Source organism: Acinetobacter sp. A2 (assembly GCF_048537555.1).
Taxonomy (GTDB): Bacteria; Pseudomonadota; Gammaproteobacteria; order Pseudomonadales; family Moraxellaceae; genus Acinetobacter.
The window spans coordinates 135,490-155,201 of the sequence record NZ_CP183239.1; the positions used below are offsets into that span (position 1 = coordinate 135,490).

Genomic DNA, 19,712 nt, shown 5'->3' on the forward strand with positions numbered 1-19,712 from the left:
AAATGGTTTGTGCTGTAGGCTAATACTGAGCAGATCAGGCATGAAACGCAGGGAATAGCGAGACTATTGCCAAGTTTCATAACGCAATCTGAGAAAGTTTTAGCCACATGAGCAAAAACAAAGCACTGCTTTGTTTGCTGCGCAAGGGGGCGAGCATATTTTTTGCTGCTATTGCGTTATGAGTCAGTCATTTAGAATGACTAAATTTCCTGCCTCATGCCTTATATCAGCTAAAAAATATGCGTGGTCGCAAACATAGATGAATTATCAACAGACCCTCTTCATTGAACTAGACTGAGTCCTTATGAAATGGCAACAGGCATTCCGCTCATATTTTCCAAAACATAAATATGCCATTCAAGCGGCATATTTGGGCGACAATGCACGATTGCCATGGAGCAATTTAGGTTATTGGTCAGATGCAGTGGGCGATGATTATCCCGCTGCATGTCAAAATTTGGCTGCCCATTTGGCGGCAGCCGTCTATTTAAATTCAAAAGATCGGTTGCTTGATTTAGGCTGTGGGCAAGGTGCCAGCCTAATTTATTGGCAGGAACATTATCAAATTCAATATCTTGAAGCGGTTGAACTTCAAGCGGCTTGCGTACAGCATATTCGTGAAAATTTGAATTCAAATCTCCAAATTCACCACGCCTCATTTTTAAATTTAAAAACTATTTTTCCCCAGCCGTGTTTTGATGTGGTGTTGTGTATAGATGCCGCATATCACAGCCATTTAAATTCATTTTTAGATCAGGTCAGCGCTGTTTTAAATTCAAATGGGCGGCTTGGTTTTCATTATTTAATTTGGGCAGATCAAGCCCCCGCACATCTACTTAAGCAAGTGCAATATCGAGCCTTATTAAAAGCTGCCGATGTTCATTTTGATGATCTCATGTCTGAAACTCAGCTATGTAGCCTGTTGCAACAGCATCATTTTCAACAGATACAGATAGAGGATTTATCGACACAGGTGTTGGCAGGTTTTGCTGACTATGTGAATCAGCATCTCCAACATCAAATCCAAACGCGAGATGTAGACTGGTTTAAAATTGCCATGACAGCACGCTTGTGCGCCAAGTTGTATGCAGATGGCTGGGTTAAATATGTGCAAGTGAGTGCCGTTAAGGACTGATCAATAAACTCCTCAAATATTATAAACCAGCATTAAATTTGAGCTTTATAAACAAAAAAACCTCATAAATCTAAGACTTACGAGGTTTAATATGGTGCCGGCACACGGATTCGAACTGTGGACCTACTGATTACAAGTCAGTTGCTCTACCAACTGAGCTATGCCGGCGTTGTGCAGAGAATTTTACAGATTTTTTTCAAGCACGCAAGCCAAAAAGTGATCGTTTAATGCAGAACTCACACTTTTAGCGCAGTCGATATTCTTTATTTTTTAATCGCAGATCAACAAAAACTGTGTAGGGGGAAAGAATAGAAATGAGCTCAGTATCTGAGCTCATTGAGGAAAATCATGTGAAATGAAAGGTGAAAAGTGATTATTTATTTCTTAAGACACGATCTAAATCTTGTGCACATTCCTCTAAGGTAAAGGCCATATCCAGTTGCATTTGGGGTTTGAGTTCATTGGCGAGCGTTCTCCATTGTTCAATTAGGCGGATGGCTTTTTGAATCTTATGTTTGTTGATGTCTTTGGCGATGGTAGGCGTGTATCCTCCACGTTTAGCATTTTTAATTTGTTTGACATAATTTTGGCTGTTATTCATGTTCGCTCCCGAATAGCAGTTATATATGTTAGGCATTTTCATGCCTTTATTATGCTAAAGCTTAATGATGACCCTTTTATGTAGAAATTGAATCTTTAAAAATAAAATTGAAAAAAGGTTTTGATAAAAAACAATAAATTTCTGAATTTCTCCTTATTTTTTGTGAATGCCTTACTTGTAGCACAGCTATTTTGAATTGTCCTGACTGAGGAGTAACTTCTTGTGTCAGCTTTGTTGATTTTTCATTATACGTGGGACTGCATACTCATTTGTTTCATACGCTAATCCTCTCATGCCTTGTAAAACCGCCTGTCGTTTTGCGAATAAAACACTCTAGATAATTGCTAAGTTGCTGATTAGAATAGCGCCCATTATAAAAATAGCAAAGATAATAACCATGCAAAGTCCATACTTTGCTGTATTAGAAAAATTTGGCTTAAGCCCTCAAAATCGCACCATTCATATCCAGTTTTCTAATTCAGCCTTAAATCATCAGGTTTTTTTACAATGCTTAAATGGCCAGCATGCCATTAATCAAGGCTTACAGATTGAAGCCTTGTGTCTTGCATCTCATGCACATGTACCCTTAAAACAATTTATAGGTTGTGCCGTGGCAGTGGATCAACGAACTGACCAAGGCGAGATTTTTCGGCACAGCGGCATCATTACTGCTGCAGCACAAGGCCACAGTGACGGTACTTTGAGCTTATATAAATTACAGATTCAGGATGCAACCGCACTTTGGCATAAACGACGCAATAGTCGGGTATTTATGAATAAAACTGTGCTGGAAGTCAGTGAAATTTTGTTTAAAGAATGGCAAAGCCGCAGCCATTTATTTGCTGCGAGTTTGAGTCTAGATTTAAGTGGTGTCAGCGATCGTTATATAACGCGGCCACTGATCATTCAATCTAGCGAAACTGATTATGATTTTTTAACCCGCTTGTGGCGGAGTGAAGGAATCAATTGGTTAATTGATGAAAGTCAGCTGAGGGTTGCAGATTATCTCAGTCCAATCACCGTACAAAAATTAAGACTGATTGAACAAAATAGTCATTTTCAGTCTTTAAAACGTCGACAGATTGCCTTTCAACGTTCTAGTGGGGTTGAGCGCAGAGACAGTATTTATGCTTGGATGGCACAGCGTAGCTTGCAACCGAGCGAAGTCCAGTTACAACGTTGGCAACCCGATCTTTTAGCGCAAGATCAGCACTCTGTCGTGTTTTCATCAAACGTGCAAAGTGCAACGCAAAGCCAAGCAGATTTAAGTTTGGAGCAGGTGTGGAATTTAAGTTCATCCTATATGCAGGATACAACTGACCAAGATCAGGCTGCTGTTACTGGCACAGCGCAGCTCGATCAATGGGGACAACAGCAAACCCAATATCATGCCTTACAGTCGAAATATTTTTCTGCTCAAAGTAATTTAAGAGATGCTCAGGTCGGGTATTGGTTTGAATTACAGGGGCATGCCGAAGTAGATACGCATCCTCAAACAGAGCGTGAGTTTTTAATTTTATCGAAACGGTTTTATAACCAAAACAACTTGGCGCAGGATGTGCACGTACAGTTGGCAGGTCTACTGCAACAAAGCCAGTGGTCTTTTGAATTGCCTCTTGCAAATCAGTCTAAACAATTTTGTGATTTAACCCTGATACGTAGGCATATTGCAGTGGTGCCTGAATTTAATCCTTTGCAGCATCGCCCTGTTGCCTATCCACAACGAGCACGAGTGGTTGGGCCAGCGCATGAAGAGGTGCATGTAGATGCATGGGGACGCATTAAAGTACGATTTTTATTTACCCGTAATGATGACCATCAACATGATGGCGGTGCGGGTGCTAATGACAATGAGAGTGATTCTGCTTGGGTAGATGTACTCACGCCTTGGGCGGGTGAGGGTTATGGTGCCAGATTTCATCCACGTATTGGTGAAATTGTGGTGGTGGATTTTTTTGAAGGTGATATTGACCGTCCGTTTGTGGTTGGACGTTTACATGAGGCAGAACGAATACCGACCCAGTTTGATATGTTGGGCAGCTTGCCCGATAGCAAAAGTTTGAGTGGTATTCGTTCACAGGAAATGCAGGGCACAGGCTTTAATCAGCTCCGTTTTAATGACAGCACAGGACAGCTGAGTGCTCAATTACAAAGCAGTCATGCGGTGAGCCAGCTCAATTTGGGGGCATTAACGCATCCGCAGCAGCATGAACAGTTGACCGATCGAGGAGAAGGCTTTGAGTTGCGCACAGATGCTTTTGGTGCAGTTAGAGCAGGTCAGGGCTTACTGCTTTCAACGCATTCACAAGAACAGGCACAGGCTCATCATTTGGATGTTAGTGCTGCAAAAACACAATTAGATAATAGTTTTGCTGCAAGTCAGAAATTAAGTGAGTTGGCACAAAAGCAGCGAGCTGATCCGTTACAAACACTGGATCATCTCAAGGCATTTATAAATCAGATAGAACAAGAAGATCAGAGTAAAGCTGCTACGTTTAAACAGGCGTTGATGCTGCTATGCGCACCGCATTCAATTGCCTTGTCAACGCATCAGGATATCCATCTTTCGGCAGATCAACAGATTTATCAAAGTGCTGCAGGCGGTATCAATTTTTCAACCCAGAAATCTGTGATTACACATGCACGTGACAAAGTCAGTTTATTTGCTGCAGAGCAAGGTATAAGTGCTTTTGCAGCCAAGGGAAAAGTCGAAATTCAGGCACAAGATGATGGTGTAGATTTTTTTGCACGGGAAGGGATTCAAATTATTTCAACTGAGGGGCGCATTGAAATCAGCAGTCCGAAAGAAATTGTGCTAACGGCAGGCGGTTCACAAATCAAAATAAATTCAAAAGGTGTGTTGAATACAACAGGTGGGAAATTTGAATGTAAGGCGGGGCAGCATTGTTTTGAGGGTGGGGAACGGGTGGCAAGCGTCCAATACAGTTTGCCTCAAGCTGAGACTGAATATAGTCATCAAATTGATTATCAGTGGGATGTTGCAACTGAAGATGAGAAAGAGATTTTTGTTGTCGGAAAGCAAGATGGAAGGCTCATTAACACGAATAAAAATATACAAGATGCAAATCAGAGTGTCAGTTCATTAAGATTTTATACGTCAGAAAAAACTGAATTCGTTGCGTTAGGGTTTAATTCATCCTATGTCTATTTAACTCAGTCGGCTGTACAAGATAATAATATTGATGAATTATGGGCTGAAATAGAAGAAGAAACAGAATTAGAAGAAGATGAAGTTTATGCAGAAGAGGATTTAGGCTAATGAGTAATTTAGTCACAATTACATCAAAATTTTATGATCGTTCAGGGCGTCGGGTGATCAACTTAAATGTTATGTCTAGATACCAAGGTTCAAAACGTGAAAATCTTCAGAAAACTGATCTTCATGGACAGTTTGTATTTCAGGCATCTCCATATAGAACAGTAGAAATACTGGCAAAACCACCCAATCAAAAAGATTTTACTGTTTTTAAGGTCATTCATACATCTATTGGTTCATCATCACAAGATCCAATAAAAATTCAGTTACCTAAAACAATTGAAGAATATAAACAAAAAGAATTAGGTGAAACCAAAGCTAGAATTGTTACAACTACTTTTAAAGTGGTAGATTGTGCTGGGAAAGTGGTTTCAAATTTTCCTATTCAATCAAGACCTAGAGGGCGGAAAAATGCTTATGAACGATATACCAATGAAAATGGGATCGTGGAGGTATTGTCATCACCACAGCGTGATATTGAAATTTTGGTGTTAACTTCAAATGATCAATTTGTCGTGAAATGTGAGGTAAATTCTAAAAATGGCTCACAGCAGCCGATTTTAATACAACTCGATGAACCATATAGTAATTTCAAAAGCCGATCTGAATTAAAACTAAAAGATAGAACAGGTGAGCAGTTAATTGAAACTCCAACTGATATTGAAATGTTGATGTTGGATACGGGTAAAAAACAGATAATTACCATTTTAAATGGCAGTACTCCATTGTTCAGTATGGTGGGGCAGCGTTTGCAATTTAGAGTATTAAAGCCGAATGGGGATGCTTTAAGCCCTGTGACTTATATTGCAAAAAGAATGCGTGCAGATGCAGTTGAATTGCGTTTGGATGTGGAGATCGTTAAAGGTATCACGGCAGAGGGTAGGCCGAGTATTGAGAAACAGGTGGTTGAAAGCGAATGTGTTTGTAATAGAGATATAACTCTTGAAGAGTTTAAAAAAATTACACGTAGTAAAACTGCTTTAAGTTTTCTTAAAGATTTAAATGAGCAGTTTGCTAAATTTAATATGCATAACTGTTTAGAAAAAGCACATTTTATTGCTCATACTTTGCATGAAACAGCAAGTTATTCATTATTAGAAGAGGTTCTAGTTGGTAAAACAGAGAGTCAGGTCTATGATGGGTATAAAGGTCGAGGTTTAATGCAGTTGACCTATAAAAATAATTATATGCAATATGGTCTAGCTGTGAATGAAAATTTTTTAGGTGAAAATAAACATAAAATTTCAAAAGAGAAAGAACATGCTGTTGGTTCAGCTATTTGGTATTGGTTTCACTCTAAATCAGGGAATTTGACACCTCACGCTTTAAAAAATGATTTAATCGCTACCTGTGCACTAATTAATGGTGGATATAATGGTTTTGATGATAGAGAAAAATATTACAAAAAATCTGCAAGTGCATTTAACATTAAAAAATGTTTAAAGATAGATAAAACTATTGTTCGTAACCTAGATAACTATACTGATTTTGAAAATAGTTATATTTTTTTTAATAAACCTGGTGAATGTTTTGGATGGGGACTATGGAACGATCCTAAGATGAATAAAAAAGGTAAGGTAAAAAATGAAAAAGAGGCCAGAAAGGGTTATCAGCAATTCTTGAATATGAGTAAGGATGTTGAATTTCCATTCGGTTTTACTCTTGATAAGAATAAAAATAAAATTAGCAGGAAACGTTACGGATATACTGCGAATGCAGCTAAAAAAATTGCAAATACAAGGTTGAAAGAAATATGAAGTTTTTATTTTTTTTATTGGGTTTACTAGTTAGTTTTGGAAGTTATGCGAACAATAGTTTTTTCTGCTTATCAAATGGTGGGAAAAATACACTATTGGTACCAAGTACTTATCCAGACATAAAGGTTGTTCAATATTATCCCTATTTAAAAGATATTAAAATTTCTAAGCCGATTAAGGTGAAGGAAATTGATATGGGAGATGAATTTAAACCTGAAATTCATAAAACCGTGAATGAAATTATCAATAATAAAGTTACTGGTCAATATACATTCATATCTCAAGGATATATTTTATATGGCGTTGAGTATTTGAATTTTAGAAATAAAAAGAAAACTTTTCTTACTTATCAAAACCTAAGTCTCAATAATATTGTTTGCTTATGAAACTATAAAAAAACTAGATTCACAAGTAATGCTAATATCAAAGTCGAGTATGGGAGGATTTCTGTTATTTTTGAAAAAGGATTGAAATGTGAATGCTATAAATAAATTTATAATATTTTTTTCTTCTCTTTAAATTCTTATGCTGTTGTTCCTGAAGATTTTTTATATGAAGATGCTTTAGGAGTAATATGCAAAGAAGGAAGTCCTCTTCAAGAGGATTTGAGGTACTGCCTTTCACGAGGTTATTTAGAGTCGGATCATGAGTTAAACAGAGAGTATAAAAAAAGAATGAAAAAACTAAAATTAATTAAAAAGAAGAAATTATTATCAAGTCAAAAAAATTGGTTAAAGAGAAGAGAAAATAAATGTACTTCTGAGTATGAGTTGGCAGAAGGAGGGCATGAAGCTCCAATTTATTTATTAGATTGTTATGTTCAAGATAATGAAGAACGAATTAATTTTTTAAAAAACTATAGATAATATCAGACTGGAGCCTGTAAATAATTTTGTGTAATTGCTTTTGATCAATTTAAAGGTGATTGCTTAAGCGGTCACCGAATTCAATAATAAAGCGGCTCATAGCTAAACGCCAGTCGCGAATCGGCATATTCCACTTTTTAGATGCTGCATCAATTGCCAGGTAAATCACTTTACGTACAGAATCATCCGTTGTAAAGACTTTACGTTTTTTGATCGCTTGGCGTATTACGCTGTTTAATGACTCGATTGCGTTGGTAGTGTAGATGGCTTTGCGTATCTCGGCTGGATAAGCAAAGAAGGTATTCAGATTCTCCCAGTGCGTACGCCAGCTTTTGCTGATCTGTGGGTACTTGTCATCCCATGTTTGGGCAAATTGATCCAGGGCCATCAAGGCTGCCTCTTCAGTGGGTGATTGATAAACGGCTTTTAAATCCTGAGTGACCGCCTTGTAATCTTTCCATGACACATATTTCAAGCTGTTGCGCAGCATGTGGATAATGCACAGCTGGATGTGGGTTTGCGGGTATACGCTGTTAATGGCATTAGGAAAGCCTTTTAGTCCATCTACACAGGCGATCAGAATATCCTGCAACCCTTGGTTTTTCAGCTCAGTCAGAACATTTAGCCAGAACTTGGCACCTTCATTCTCAGCTATCCACATGCCGAGCAGTTTTTTCTGTCCATCAAGATTAATGCCTAAGGCAAGAAATACAGCCTTGTTGATGACACTGCCATTATGACGGACTTTAACCACAATACAGTCCATATAAACGATAGGATAGATCACATCCAGCGGACGGTTTTGCCATTCAGCAACCTGCTCATTGACGGCATCAGTTACCTTGGAAATGAGCGTTGGAGATACATCGGCATCGTACATTTCCTTGAAGGTAGTAACGATTTCACGGGTGGTCATGCCTTTGGCTAAAGGGATAGAATCTGGCTATCCATTTGCGTGATACGGGTCTGATTTTTCTTAATTAACTGAGGTTCGAAAGTGCCATCACGATCACGTGGTGTGGTGATCTCAATCTCCCCCATCATCGCTAAGTACAGTCTTACTAGAATAACCATTGCGTGAATTTGAGCCAGATTTACGGGCATTTTTTTCATGTCCGAGATGTTCGGTAAGTTCGGCATTAAGAGCCGTTTCAACAGTGAGTTTGGTCAACAATCTGGTGAATTGGTTGAGATCGTCTGCTGTTTTGATTCCTTTAGCAAATTCTGCTGCAAGGTCTTTTAGTTTTTGTTCGTTCATCATATTGCCTGACTCCGTTGTGAATATGAACATAGCAAATTCAGGCAATTACACAATTTAATTTACAGTCTCTCAGACTGAAAAGCCGACTCTCGTCGGCCTCTTTATCTTAACCTTCCATCACTTCTTCTAATAACTCTTCACTTGGGGCAAAGTAATATGCACCGTCTAGAGCAGTCACAAAGTGCAGTAAACGGTCATGGATGCCATCACCAGACGTGCCAAACATACGCTCTAACATGGCATCAATAATGCTCAAATCTTTGGTGTAGGCAATAAAGAATAAGCCTTGATCACCCTGACCATCGCCATAAGGCAGCGAGTGACGCAAAATTTCCATCTCATCGCCTGCATCATCTTCAACCACAGTACGCGACACGTGCGAGTTCTCAGGTTGAACCTCGTCATCCAACTCAATAGATTCAAGTTTGGTACGACCAATCACGTGTTCCTGAGCATCGACTTTCAGCTTTTTCCATTTTTCTAAATCATGGCAATAACGCTGTGCAAAAATAAATGCGCCATCGGCAAACACACCTGCATCTTCACCTAAAAGCGCCACTTCAGCACGATCATCAGGGAATTGCGGGTTTTCAGTACCATCAATAAAGCCTGTCATGTCACGTCCATCAAAATAACGGAAGCAAACACGTTCATCTAAAACTTCAACTTTATCTTGAATACCATCAAAAAAGGCCTGACTTAGTGCGAAACAAATATCTGCACGGGCACTGGCTAGGTGAATAATCACATCGGCAGGCACTACAGGCATATTAAAGGAGCCATGAATCGGCTGTAATTGTTTAAAACCTTCAGGAGATTGGCTATAGAGTTGTGCCCAAAGTTCAGGGCCAAAGGCCACCCCAGTTTTAATTTGTGCATGTGGATGTTGAGTGATTAAACGATCTCGTGTGCTAAAAAGGTCCGCCAATTTTTCTTTTAATTCAGCAATGCTTAAATCTTTTAAACGTAACACTAGAAAGCGAGCATGATCTGAAGGTAGTGGCAATATTACAGATTGGGCAGTCATGTATAGCTCCTGAAAAAATTGTTGTTTTCTATAGGGTTTACTTTATTGTGCCTGATTGCATGCAGGCTTAATACCCTTCTTGGGATTTTATTCAACGGTTTTTGCCATGATATTAAGTGAAATATCATATAATGCGCTATCTTTCATAAAACTGTTTTCTATGTCTTATCAAGTTTGGATAGCATTCATGTTGGCGTGCTGGGTAATTAGTGTTTCGCCCGGTGCAGGTGCAATTGCATCGATGTCGAGTGGTTTGAACTATGGTTTTCGACATGGCTACTGGAATGCTATTGGTTTGCAGTTGGCATTATTACTGCAAATTGCAATTGTCGCTGCGGGGGCAGGGGTTTTGTTTGCTACCACCCCTTGGGCATTTTTGATTGTGAAATGGTTTGGTGTAGCTTATTTATTGTATTTGGCCTATTTGCAATGGGCAGCACCTGCTCAGTCCATTGAAATCCAACATGAATTGACCCGAAAATCTGCTGGAAAACTGGTGATGTATGGCTTTTTGGTTAACATGAGTAATCCAAAAGCGATTGTGTTTTTATTGGCAGTTTTGCCACAGTTTTTAGATTTATCGAAACCGCAATGGATTCAGTATCTGATTATGGCAGCAACTATGATCAGTATTGATTTGATTGTGATGGCAGGATACACAGGTTTGGCCGCCAAAGTCTTGCGTTTGTTAAGATCGCCTCGGCAGCAAAAAATGATGAATCGTACTTTTGCGACCCTATTTGCGGGTGCTGCATTTTTGTTAAGTTTGGTGCATCAGTGATATAGTAAGTAATTGAAATAATTGTTATTGATAACTAGAATAGTTATTAACCAGTTAGGATTGCTACTTACCCATCGCAACTGGTTTTAAAACGAAATTAAGTAGCAATAGTCTGAGCGTTGCGTACCTAACTCATCAAGAGACCCGCAACAGTTTTTTAAGGAGTGATAATATGTCACAACTGAAGAAAGCAAGCTCAGCGGGTTTAATTCTTGGATTTACTCCAATGTTTGATACATTGGTGGTTTATTTTGATCCGAGTTTGGCATGCGTGATGACTTGTTTATTTATAGTCAGTATTTGTGCTGTTCAAAACTAAGCTGACGGCTGCTGAAAGGCAGCTCTTTGAATATTATTACCCAAAAAATTATTTACCAAGATTGATGCTAATGTATTAATCGGAATGATGGTATATATCCAAAAACCATGCAATCGCATGGCATCCATTTAGCTCATTGGCTTAAGCCATCTTTCTGACTTTTTGAACGCTAAAAATCACAGCAAAAATCACTGCCATCGTCATCACAATACTTAAACCTGTCGAAATATTTAAGCCCGCACTTGACCATAAACCTACGCTGACTGCAATTTGCGCCACAATAAATGCCCAAATCACCATTTGTTTAGGCGAGTGAGCCAATAAACGTGCGGTTAAAGCAGGCATCACCAACAATGCGCCCATCAATAAAGAGCCGACTGCACGTAAAGCCAATACGGTAAATAATGCCAACAACAACATAAAAATCAGGCGTTGCCATTGGGCATTCACACCTTCACTGACTGCAATGTCAGGGTCAATTGCAATTTGAATTTGAGCCTGCCAAAACTTATAGAGTACCGCTAAGGCTGCAATAATGACCAAAGCAAATACGGGTAAATCTGCCCATGAAATGGTGAGTAAATCGCCAAATAAATAGCTCAGCAACTCAGGACGCAAACTCGGAATATGTTGAATAAAGAGCAAACCTGAACAGAGCAAGGTCGCAGAGCAGAGCGCCAATAATGCATCATTCGGCAACCGTGGATCATGTAAAATCCACAAAACACCCACCAATAATAATGCCAAGAATGTCACGCCCATCCACAGAGGTAAACTTAACGCGCCTGCAATTGCCACACCCAATAAAGTGCCATGCGCCATCGTATCGGCAAAAAAGGACATGCGTCGCCACAGCATTAAACAGCCAAGTGGGGCGGTCAAAAATACCAATAAACTGCCCATGATCCATGCAGGTAACAGCAATTGTAGCCAATCCATCATGGGTTAAGCTTCCGGTTCAGGGTGAATATGAGGACGTGAATCATGCTGACAAGGCTCGGCATGATCGCCATGGGCGCAGTGTTCATGGTGATGTTGATAAAACACCCGATTAGTTCCAAAAATAGCTTGGTATTCAGGATGTTGCTGTACATTTTCGGGCAAACCGCTACAGCAAATGTGTTTATTTAAACATACCACACGATGCGTACCTTGCATGACCCATTGCAAATCATGCGACACCATCAACACCGCACAGCCATATTTGCTCGGTAAGTTGCGCACATAGTCATACAGTTCAGCTTCGGACTGAATATCTAGTCCTTGCATCGGCTCATCCAGTACCAAAACATCAGGTTGACGTAATAAGGCGCGTGCCAATAGCACCCGTTGCCGCTCACCACCAGACAGTTGTTGTACTTTTGAATCTTGCAGTTTGGCAATGCCAGTATCGCGGATAATTTCTGCTTTAATTGCGTCTGGGCATTTTTCTAAAGCCAGTAAATCTTTCACTCTTAAAGGCAAGCTGTGTGAAGGATTAAACTTTTGCGGCACATAAGAAAAGGTCAATTTGCGAGCATTTACGAGCTTGCCTGCATTTGGTTTGACAATGCCAAGCAAGACTTTAATTAGAGTCGATTTTCCTGCGCCATTGGGGCCAATTAGCGTGACAATTTCACGTGCATGTAATTCAAAATCGACATTTTTTAAAATATCGCGCTCATCTATTCGCACCTGAATATTGTGCAAGGCGATGAGCGGTGCAGTGGTTATTTGCTGTTGCACTGCTGACATTTTCCAGAAATCTCAATAATGCTGTGATGCGGGCTAAAGCGGTCAGAGGCTGCCAACTGATCTAATTGCTCTAATAAACCTTGCGCTGAAGCTTCTTTAACGACTTTACATTCAGTACAGATCAAAAATGCCGCTTGGTGTCCTTCACGTGGATGACAGCAAGGAATATAGGCATTGATTGAAGTCAAACGGTGAATTAGTCCTTTTTCCAGTAAAAAATCCAAAGTACGGTACACCGTTGGCGGTGCTGCAGGACGATCAGACTCACTTTTAATTTTCGCCAATAAATCATAAGCACCCATTGGTGCAGATGCCTTGAGAATGAGTTCCAACACTTCTTTACGTAGCGGTGTTAAACGAGCACCTGTTGCCGCACATAAACTTTCAGCTTCGGCAAGACGTTGATCGACATTGTGATAGTCGTGAACGCCATGTAATGCATTGTGATGCTCGTGCGAACATAAGCTCATAGCCACCCCAGTTGAACTTTAAAAGAAAAACGACAGTAAATCTTAGCATGAAGCGTTATCAGTTTCGATTATACGTAGGTATTTTTATAAATTTGTTATATTATAACATTTATCGATTTTTCGTGATATGCCGCAATGTTTCGTTTATTTAGTTTCTGTTTCTTAGCGTTATGCAGTACTGTCAGCATGGCGCAGGCTTTGGTGGTGTCTACGCATCCTATCTATTTGATTGCCCAAAAAGTCACGCAAAATATCGAAACACCCACTTTATTACTGGCAGATCAAACAGGGCATGATGTATCGCTCACGCCTGCACATCGTAAAATCATCCAAGATGCGGGTTTAATTATTTGGCTAGGTAAGGCGCATGAAGCACCGCTAGAACGTGTATTACATCAAAATCCTAAAGCGATTGCTTTATTAGATACGGGCATTATGAAAACTTTGCCGCAGCGTTCAGAACGTGGTGCAGCATTAAAAAATACAGTAGACAGCCATGTCTGGCTAGACCCAAACAATGCGGTGCGTATCGGCTTCTTTATTGCCGCGTTACGTTCTCAGCAAATGCCTGAACATCGCGATGCTTACTGGAACAACGCACGTGCCTTCGCACAGAGTTTATTCAAAAGTGCAAGTCAGTTTCAGACTCAAACTGTAGTACAGCCATATTGGGCTTATCACGATGCCTATCAATATTTAGAACGTGCCTTAAATTTAGAATTTTCTGGGTCGATGACCAATGATCCGCATATTGCGCCAACAGTCGCACAAATTAAATATTTGAACGATCACCGACCAAATCCAAAAATGTGCCTGCTTGCAGAAGGACATGCCAGTAAAAATCAGTATATGAAATTGAATCCAATTGTGTTTCAAAAGGTCGATGAAAGCATGCGCGGCGCAGATGATTTTGTGAAAGCGTGGCAGCAACTAGCCAAGCAAACCAAGGCTTGTGTATTAAATGCACGAAAATGATGCGTTTTTTAAGCAAATTTGAAATATGACAATTCCGAGACAAACATGCAAAAAAACACGACTAAGGTCGGGAAACGATTGCATGTTCAGGGGGCTAACTCTATAATGCCTGCGATAAAAAACGATCATCAGTTGAACTTGTCAAGCATTAATGCTGTGAGTGGATAAAAAAATGAGCCGAACTAGTCGCTTGATTGACCGACGATTAGCTAAAGCTTTGGTCTTCTTACAAGCATTCATGATTCCAGTTTCAGCCCTGATAGCGTGGGTCTTGAAAGACTCAACGGCTGCCTTAAGCGCTGCACTTGGTGCTAGTGTTTGTTGGTTGGCAAGTTGTTATTTTTCATGGCAGTCGTTTCGAGCAGCAGGTGCACGAGCGTCCAGACAGGTTCTTTCGAACATGTATAGAGGAATGCTCGGTAAGTTTGCAATCGTGATCGTAGGATTCATTTTAATTTTAAGCAATGTACAGCCGTTATCCCCGGTGGCATTGTTTTGTGGTTTTATGCTCGTTCAAAGCATGTCGTGGGTTGCGCCATTTTGGGTGTCACGATTACAAAAACGAGTCTAAACGCAGCAAAAATTGAAAAGTTTTTCAGGAATAGGCGAGATATCAAGCAGCACGCGATGTTCGTTTGTTCTATTAGTTTTTTTACATTGACCAGGTGTGATTTATGGCTGCTGAAGAACATGCCCTTACTTCGACCGAGTATATCAAGCATCACTTGACCAATATGACCTATGGCAAAATGCCAGACGGTTCATGGAAGTTGGCTGAGTCTGCTGAAGAAGCTCAACAGATGGGGTTCACTGCTATTCACTTGGATTCAATGGGTTGGTCTATCGGACTTGGTCTGATCTTCTGTTTATTGTTCTGGATTGTTGCGAAAGCTGCAAATTCAGGCGTGCCTGGTAAATTCCAGTCAGTAATTGAAGTGATTATCGAGTTTGTGGATTCAAGTGTACGTGATACCTTCCATGGGAAGTCTCGATTAATTGCACCCTTAGCATTAACCATTTTCGTGTGGATTTTCCTCATGAACTTGATGGATTTAATCCCTGTTGACTTTATTCCTTATGTAGCTCAACAGGCGATTGCATCTATGCTGGGTGTGGACCCTCATCAGGTTTACTTTAAAATTGTTCCGACTACAGATCCAAACATTACCTTAGGTATGTCTATTTCTGTATTCTTCTTAATTATTTTCTATAGTATTCGTGAGAAAGGTGTTGGCGGCTTCGTTGGTGAGTTGGCACTTAACCCATTCAACCCAAGTAATCCAGTTGCTAAAGTGCTTTTAATTCCATTCAACTTATTGTTGGAATTGACTACTTTCTTGGCGCGACCAGTTTCATTGGCTCTACGACTGTTCGGTAACATGTATGCGGGTGAGTTAATCTTCATTCTTATCGCGTTATTACCGTTCTGGATCCAGTGGGCATTGTCTGTGCCTTGGGCGATTTTCCACATTTTGATTATTACGCTACAAGCATTCATTTTCATGATGTTGACTATCGTGTACATGAGCATGGCAAGCGAAAAGCATTAATGGTATGGCCTAACTGTCATCGGGCGGTTGGGCACACAATTTTTTAACTTAATTTGGTATAAAACCTAACCTCTGAGGAATTATCATGGAACTCACTTTAGGTCTAGTTGCAATTGCATCTGCTATCTTGATCGCTTTCGGTGCTTTAGGTACTGCGATTGGTTTTGGTCTTTTAGGCGGTCGCTTCCTTGAAGCTGTTGCTCGTCAACCAGAATTGGCTCCACAACTTCAAACTCGTATGTTCTTAATCGCAGGTCTTCTTGATGCTGTGCCTATGATCGGTGTTGGTATTGGCTTGTTCTTCATCTTCGCTAATCCATTTGTAGGTTAATCAGCTTAATTCCGAAATTCACTATTTGAGGAATTTGCAATGAATATCAACCTCACATTGTTTGGCCAAGCGATTGCATTTGCGATTTTCGTCGCATTCTGCATGAAGTTTGTATGGCCACCACTAATCAATGCGATTAGTGAGCGTCAGCGTCGTATTGCTGACGGCTTAAATGCAGCTGAAAAAGCCAAAGCTGATCTTGCCGATGCGCAAGCTCAAGTGAAAGCTGAATTAGATGCAGCTAAAGCACAAGCGGCTCAATTGATCGAACAAGCGAATCGTCGTGCAGCACAATTGGTAGAAGAAGCGCGTACCCAAGCATCTGCTGAAGGTGAGCGTATTCGTCAACAAGCGAAAGAAGCTGTTGATACAGAAATCAATTCTGCTCGCGAAGAATTACGTCAACAAGTAGCTGCGCTTGCAGTAACTGGTGCAGAGAAAATTCTTAGCCAGCAAGTTGACGCAGAAGCTCACAATGCCATGCTGACTCAGCTGGCTGCTAAACTTTAAGAGAGAGGCAGATTATGGCTGAACTCTTGACGTTGGCACGCCCATACGCTAAAGCAGCATTTGCTTACGCTTCTGAGCAAGGTGCAACTGACAATTGGTCAACAGCACTTAACTTGCTCAGTGCTGCGGTGCAAGACGAGGCATTTTCAGCTTACTTAAATCGCCCTGAGCTTACGCCTGCTGAGCAGGTGAGTATTTTTGCCAAAGTTTTAGGTGAAGACCAAACTGCAGCAGTGTCAAACTTTTTGACATTGCTTGCTGAAAACAACCGTTTGGCTTTGCTTCCTGAAATTCAAGCAGAATACGAACAGCTCAAATCACAGAATAACAATACTGTGGATGTTGTGATTGAATCAGCATTCCCATTGACTTCTGTACAAGAACAAATTCTTGCTCAAGCGTTAGAAAAACGTTTCGCTGCGGCAGTAAATGTTTCTGTAGAAGTGAACCCAGCGTTAATTGCGGGTGTGGTTATTCGTGCAGGCGACCAAGTGATAGATGATTCTGCGCTTAACAAGCTTGAAAAAATGCGGACACGTCTTTTAGCTTAATTGCGAAGACTGAACTAATAAAAGATTGAGGTATAGCGCAATGCAACAACTGAATCCATCCGAGATCAGTGCGCTCATTAAACAGCGTATCGGCGATCTGGACACCAGCGCGACCGCTAAAAACGAAGGTACCATTGTTATGGTATCCGACGGTATTGTGCGCATTCACGGCCTTGCTGATGCAATGTACGGTGAAATGATCGAATTCGACGGCGGCTTATTTGGTATGGCACTGAACCTAGAACAGGATTCAGTGGGCGTCGTTGTTTTAGGTAACTACTTAAGCCTTCAAGAAGGTCAAAAAGCACGTTGCACAGGTCGTGTATTAGAAGTTCCGGTTGGTCCAGAACTTTTAGGCCGTGTAGTAGATGCTTTGGGTAACCCAATTGATGGTAAAGGCCCTATTGATGCAAAATTAACTGATGCTGTAGAAAAAGTAGCACCAGGCGTAATTTGGCGTCAATCAGTGGATCAACCTGTTCAAACTGGTTATAAATCAGTTGATACCATGATCCCTGTAGGCCGTGGTCAACGTGAGTTGATCATTGGTGACCGTCAAACTGGTAAAACAGCAATGGCGATCGATGCGATCATCGCTCAGAAAAACTCTGGCATTAAGTGTGTATACGTAGCAATTGGTCAAAAACAATCGACTATCGCAAACGTAGTACGCAAGCTAGAAGAAACTGGCGCTATGGCGTATACAACTGTTGTTGCAGCAGCAGCGGCAGATCCAGCAGCAATGTTGTATCTTGCTCCGTACTCTGGCTGTACAATGGGTGAATACTTCCGTGACCGTGGTGAAGACGCGCTTATCATTTATGATGACTTGTCTAAGCAAGCTGTTGCGTATCGTCAAATTTCATTGCTTTTACGTCGTCCACCAGGTCGTGAAGCTTATCCGGGTGACGTGTTCTATCTACACTCGCGTCTACTTGAGCGTGCTTCTCGTGTATCTGCTGACTACGTTGAGAAATTCACTAACGGTGAAGTTAAAGGTCAAACTGGTTCTTTAACTGCATTGCCGATTATTGAAACTCAAGCAGGTGACGTATCTGCATTCGTTCCAACCAACGTAATTTCGATTACTGATGGTCAGATCTTCTTAGAAACATCATTATTCAACGCGGGTATCCGTCCTGCTGTGAACGCGGGTATTTCTGTATCGCGTGTTGGTGGTTCTGCTCAAACTAAGATCATCAAAAAATTGTCTGGTGGTATCCGTACCGCTTTGGCGCAATACCGTGAATTGGCAGCATTTGCTCAGTTCGCTTCTGACCTTGATGAAGCAACTCGTAAGCAACTTGAACATGGTCAACGTGTAACTGAGTTAATGAAGCAGAAACAATATGCGCCATACTCAATTGCTGACCAAGCTGTTTCAGTTTATGCATCTAACGAAGGCTACATGGCTGACGTAGAAGTGAAGAAAATCGTAGACTTTGATGCTGCGTTAATTTCTTACTTCCGTTCAGAAAATGCTGCGTTAATGCAACAAATCGATGAAACTGGTGATTTCAACAAAGACATCGAAGCTGCAATCAAAGCAGGTATTGAAAGCTTTAAAGCGACTCAAACTTACTAATTTAGCATTGGCTAGTTAGAGGTTTGGTTCACGGAATCAACCTTCGGAAGCCTGAAAGGGCTTTCGAATACTAGGTTAAGCGTATGGCAAATTTAAAAGAAATTCGCGCCAAAGTTGCTAGTATCAAGAGCACGCAAAAGATTACTCGCGCGATGCAAATGGTTGCTGCTTCTAAGATGCGTCGTGCGCAAGAGCGCATGGCTCAAGGCCGTCCGTATGCCGAAAATATGCACCGTGTAATTGCTCATTTGGTACAGGCGAACCCTGAATACAAACACCGTTATATGATCGAACGCCCTGTAAAACGCGTGGGTTATATCATCGTGTCTTCAGATCGTGGTTTGGCAGGTGGCTTGAACATTAACTTGTTCAAGAAAGTTGTAAAGCATGTACAGCAACAACAAGAGCAGTCAATTGAAGTTCAGTTTGCTTTAATTGGTCAAAAAGCGGTTTCGTTTTTTAAAAACTACGGCGGTAAAGTGCTTGGTGCAACTACAAACGTAGGTGATGCGCCAAGTCTTGAACAGTTATCTGGTTCTGTGCAAGTGATGTTGGATGCGTACGATAAAGGCGAGTTAGATCGCATTTACCTCGTATCGAATGGCTTTGTAAATGCCATGACTCAAGATCAGAAAATCGAACAACTTGTTCCTTTAGCAGCTGCTGAAGAAAACAAGACTCTTAACCGTCAATACGGTTGGGACTATATCTATGAACCAGAAGCTGAAGAGCTGTTAAATGGTTTATTGGTTCGTTACATTGAGTCTATGGTTTATCAAGGTGTGATTGAAAACATCGCATGTGAACAGTCTGCACGTATGGTTGCAATGAAAGCTGCAACAGACAACGCAGGTGAACTGATCAAGAGCCTACAACTTATTTATAACAAGCTGCGTCAAGCCGCGATTACTCAGGAAATTTCTGAGATCGTTGGTGGTGCCGCTGCCGTTTAACATTATTAGTTTGAATTGAGGAGACAGCA

20 protein-coding genes, 1 tRNA gene and 1 pseudogene are annotated in these 19,712 nt (G+C 40.7%); 15 read left to right on the forward strand and 7 right to left on the reverse strand.

Features of this window, described 5'->3' with window-relative positions:
- The first annotated feature begins 304 nt into the window (after positions 1-304).
- Positions 305-1,135: a class I SAM-dependent methyltransferase gene (locus ACNS8M_RS00570; protein WP_325781591.1), complete on the forward strand. Its 831-nt coding sequence runs from the start codon at positions 305-307 to the stop codon at positions 1,133-1,135.
- A 92-nt stretch (positions 1,136-1,227) separates the two neighbouring features.
- Here ACNS8M_RS00570 and ACNS8M_RS00575 read toward each other — a convergent pair.
- Together ACNS8M_RS00575 and ACNS8M_RS00580 are read right to left on the reverse strand one after the other, a co-directional pair.
- Positions 1,228-1,303, reverse strand: a tRNA-Thr gene (locus ACNS8M_RS00575).
- 205 nt (positions 1,304-1,508) lie between these two features.
- The gene (locus ACNS8M_RS00580) at positions 1,509-1,736 is read right to left on the reverse strand and encodes a hypothetical protein (RefSeq protein ID WP_168419449.1); all 228 of its coding nucleotides are present in this window, start codon (positions 1,734-1,736) and stop codon (positions 1,509-1,511) included.
- A gap of 397 nt (positions 1,737-2,133) precedes the next feature.
- On the opposite strand from ACNS8M_RS00580, the gene ACNS8M_RS00585 reads away from it, so the two are divergent.
- The 4 genes from ACNS8M_RS00585 to ACNS8M_RS00600 all read left to right on the forward strand — a co-directional run bounded on the left by ACNS8M_RS00585 (position 2,134) and on the right by ACNS8M_RS00600 (position 7,636).
- Positions 2,134-5,016, forward strand: a complete 2,883-nt coding sequence (locus tag ACNS8M_RS00585) for a type VI secretion system Vgr family protein (protein ID WP_419225008.1) — start codon at positions 2,134-2,136, stop codon at positions 5,014-5,016.
- Positions 5,016-6,770: a glycoside hydrolase family 19 protein gene (locus ACNS8M_RS00590; protein ID WP_168526506.1), complete on the forward strand. Its 1,755-nt coding sequence runs from the start codon at positions 5,016-5,018 to the stop codon at positions 6,768-6,770. The genes ACNS8M_RS00585 and ACNS8M_RS00590 overlap by 1 nt, the downstream gene beginning before the upstream one ends.
- Positions 6,767-7,156, forward strand: coding sequence for a hypothetical protein (locus tag ACNS8M_RS00595; RefSeq protein ID WP_419225009.1), 390 nt, complete (start codon positions 6,767-6,769; stop codon positions 7,154-7,156). Before ACNS8M_RS00590 ends, ACNS8M_RS00595 begins: the two co-directional genes overlap by 4 nt.
- Before the next feature lie 219 nt (positions 7,157-7,375).
- Complete coding sequence (locus ACNS8M_RS00600; RefSeq protein ID WP_419225010.1) at positions 7,376-7,636, forward strand: lysozyme inhibitor LprI family protein; 261 nt, start codon at positions 7,376-7,378, stop codon at positions 7,634-7,636.
- A gap of 49 nt (positions 7,637-7,685) precedes the next feature.
- Here ACNS8M_RS00600 and ACNS8M_RS00605 read toward each other — a convergent pair.
- Positions 7,686-8,894 (reverse strand): annotated as a pseudogene (locus ACNS8M_RS00605) (IS256 family transposase).
- Positions 8,895-9,003: 109 nt separating this feature from the next.
- Complete coding sequence (locus tag ACNS8M_RS00610) at positions 9,004-9,924, reverse strand: Dyp-type peroxidase (protein WP_168526419.1); 921 nt, start codon at positions 9,922-9,924, stop codon at positions 9,004-9,006.
- 160 nt (positions 9,925-10,084) lie between these two features.
- Between ACNS8M_RS00610 and ACNS8M_RS00615 the strand changes: the two genes are divergently transcribed.
- Together ACNS8M_RS00615 and ACNS8M_RS00620 are read left to right on the forward strand one after the other, a co-directional pair.
- Positions 10,085-10,705 carry a LysE family transporter gene (locus tag ACNS8M_RS00615; protein ID WP_168419261.1) on the forward strand — a complete coding sequence of 207 codons (621 nt, stop codon included), beginning with the start codon at positions 10,085-10,087 and terminating at the stop codon, positions 10,703-10,705.
- A gap of 172 nt (positions 10,706-10,877) precedes the next feature.
- On the forward strand, positions 10,878-11,024 hold the full coding sequence (locus ACNS8M_RS00620) for a hypothetical protein (protein WP_168419260.1): 147 nt from the start codon (positions 10,878-10,880) through the stop codon (positions 11,022-11,024).
- A gap of 141 nt (positions 11,025-11,165) precedes the next feature.
- Here ACNS8M_RS00620 and znuB read toward each other — a convergent pair whose 3' ends face one another.
- Genes znuB through ACNS8M_RS00635 form a run of 3 tightly spaced genes read right to left on the reverse strand, consistent with a single transcriptional unit; the run spans position 11,166 to position 13,228 of the window.
- Positions 11,166-11,966: a zinc ABC transporter permease subunit ZnuB gene (gene znuB, locus ACNS8M_RS00625; protein ID WP_419225011.1), complete on the reverse strand. Its 801-nt coding sequence runs from the start codon at positions 11,964-11,966 to the stop codon at positions 11,166-11,168.
- A 3-nt stretch (positions 11,967-11,969) separates the two neighbouring features.
- The gene (gene znuC / locus ACNS8M_RS00630) at positions 11,970-12,758 is read right to left on the reverse strand and encodes a zinc ABC transporter ATP-binding protein ZnuC (protein WP_131261255.1); all 789 of its coding nucleotides are present in this window, start codon (positions 12,756-12,758) and stop codon (positions 11,970-11,972) included.
- On the reverse strand, positions 12,734-13,228 hold the full coding sequence (locus ACNS8M_RS00635) for a transcriptional repressor (RefSeq protein WP_419225012.1): 495 nt from the start codon (positions 13,226-13,228) through the stop codon (positions 12,734-12,736). Before ACNS8M_RS00635 ends, znuC begins: the two co-directional genes overlap by 25 nt.
- 135 nt (positions 13,229-13,363) lie before the next feature.
- Between ACNS8M_RS00635 and ACNS8M_RS00640 the strand changes: the two genes are divergently transcribed.
- From ACNS8M_RS00640 to atpG, 8 genes are all read left to right on the forward strand, one after another.
- Positions 13,364-14,203, forward strand: a complete 840-nt coding sequence (locus tag ACNS8M_RS00640) for a metal ABC transporter solute-binding protein, Zn/Mn family (RefSeq protein ID WP_168461770.1) — start codon at positions 13,364-13,366, stop codon at positions 14,201-14,203.
- 172 nt (positions 14,204-14,375) lie between these two features.
- On the forward strand, positions 14,376-14,774 hold the full coding sequence (locus ACNS8M_RS00645; protein ID WP_004970147.1) for an ATP synthase subunit I: 399 nt from the start codon (positions 14,376-14,378) through the stop codon (positions 14,772-14,774).
- 103 nt (positions 14,775-14,877) lie between these two features.
- A complete protein-coding gene (gene atpB / locus ACNS8M_RS00650) occupies positions 14,878-15,753 on the forward strand; it encodes a F0F1 ATP synthase subunit A (RefSeq protein WP_004970145.1) in 876 nt (291 codons plus the stop codon).
- Between the two features lie 85 nt (positions 15,754-15,838).
- Positions 15,839-16,084, forward strand: coding sequence for a F0F1 ATP synthase subunit C (gene atpE / locus ACNS8M_RS00655; RefSeq protein ID WP_000424060.1), 246 nt, complete (start codon positions 15,839-15,841; stop codon positions 16,082-16,084).
- Between the two features lie 39 nt (positions 16,085-16,123).
- The gene (locus ACNS8M_RS00660) at positions 16,124-16,594 is read left to right on the forward strand and encodes a F0F1 ATP synthase subunit B (protein WP_004970142.1); all 471 of its coding nucleotides are present in this window, start codon (positions 16,124-16,126) and stop codon (positions 16,592-16,594) included.
- 14 nt (positions 16,595-16,608) lie between these two features.
- Positions 16,609-17,145 (forward strand): F0F1 ATP synthase subunit delta, encoded by a 537-nt coding sequence (locus ACNS8M_RS00665; protein ID WP_004970141.1) that lies wholly within the window; start codon positions 16,609-16,611, stop codon positions 17,143-17,145.
- Positions 17,146-17,185: 40 nt separating this feature from the next.
- A complete protein-coding gene (gene atpA / locus ACNS8M_RS00670) occupies positions 17,186-18,730 on the forward strand; it encodes a F0F1 ATP synthase subunit alpha (protein ID WP_104852884.1) in 1,545 nt (514 codons plus the stop codon).
- Positions 18,731-18,813: 83 nt separating this feature from the next.
- A complete protein-coding gene (atpG, locus tag ACNS8M_RS00675) occupies positions 18,814-19,683 on the forward strand; it encodes a F0F1 ATP synthase subunit gamma (RefSeq protein WP_096902733.1) in 870 nt (289 codons plus the stop codon).
- Positions 19,684-19,712 lie beyond the last annotated feature (29 nt).

Bases quoted from the DNA above. Each gene is read 5' to 3' on its own strand.
- ACNS8M_RS00665 (WP_004970141.1), top strand. From the start codon at position 16,609: ATGGCTGAACTCTTGACGTTGGCACGCCCATACGCTAAAGCAGCATTT.
- ACNS8M_RS00585 (WP_419225008.1), top strand. From the start codon at position 2,134: ATGCAAAGTCCATACTTTGCTGTATTAGAAAAATTTGGCTTAAGCCCT.
- znuC (WP_131261255.1), bottom strand. From the start codon at position 12,758: ATGTCAGCAGTGCAACAGCAAATAACCACTGCACCGCTCATCGCCTTG.
- ACNS8M_RS00570 (WP_325781591.1), top strand. From the start codon at position 305: ATGAAATGGCAACAGGCATTCCGCTCATATTTTCCAAAACATAAATAT.
- ACNS8M_RS00615 (WP_168419261.1), top strand. From the start codon at position 10,085: ATGTCTTATCAAGTTTGGATAGCATTCATGTTGGCGTGCTGGGTAATT.
- atpE (WP_000424060.1), top strand. From the start codon at position 15,839: ATGGAACTCACTTTAGGTCTAGTTGCAATTGCATCTGCTATCTTGATC.
- ACNS8M_RS00595 (WP_419225009.1), top strand. From the start codon at position 6,767: ATGAAGTTTTTATTTTTTTTATTGGGTTTACTAGTTAGTTTTGGAAGT.
- atpA (WP_104852884.1), top strand. From the start codon at position 17,186: ATGCAACAACTGAATCCATCCGAGATCAGTGCGCTCATTAAACAGCGT.
- ACNS8M_RS00590 (WP_168526506.1), top strand. From the start codon at position 5,016: ATGAGTAATTTAGTCACAATTACATCAAAATTTTATGATCGTTCAGGG.
- atpG (WP_096902733.1), top strand. From the start codon at position 18,814: ATGGCAAATTTAAAAGAAATTCGCGCCAAAGTTGCTAGTATCAAGAGC.
- ACNS8M_RS00620 (WP_168419260.1), top strand. From the start codon at position 10,878: ATGTCACAACTGAAGAAAGCAAGCTCAGCGGGTTTAATTCTTGGATTT.
- ACNS8M_RS00660 (WP_004970142.1), top strand. From the start codon at position 16,124: ATGAATATCAACCTCACATTGTTTGGCCAAGCGATTGCATTTGCGATT.
- znuB (WP_419225011.1), bottom strand. From the start codon at position 11,966: ATGATGGATTGGCTACAATTGCTGTTACCTGCATGGATCATGGGCAGT.
- ACNS8M_RS00610 (WP_168526419.1), bottom strand. From the start codon at position 9,924: ATGACTGCCCAATCTGTAATATTGCCACTACCTTCAGATCATGCTCGC.
- ACNS8M_RS00580 (WP_168419449.1), bottom strand. From the start codon at position 1,736: ATGAATAACAGCCAAAATTATGTCAAACAAATTAAAAATGCTAAACGT.
- atpB (WP_004970145.1), top strand. From the start codon at position 14,878: ATGGCTGCTGAAGAACATGCCCTTACTTCGACCGAGTATATCAAGCAT.
- ACNS8M_RS00635 (WP_419225012.1), bottom strand. From the start codon at position 13,228: ATGAGCTTATGTTCGCACGAGCATCACAATGCATTACATGGCGTTCAC.
- ACNS8M_RS00645 (WP_004970147.1), top strand. From the start codon at position 14,376: ATGAGCCGAACTAGTCGCTTGATTGACCGACGATTAGCTAAAGCTTTG.
- ACNS8M_RS00640 (WP_168461770.1), top strand. From the start codon at position 13,364: ATGTTTCGTTTATTTAGTTTCTGTTTCTTAGCGTTATGCAGTACTGTC.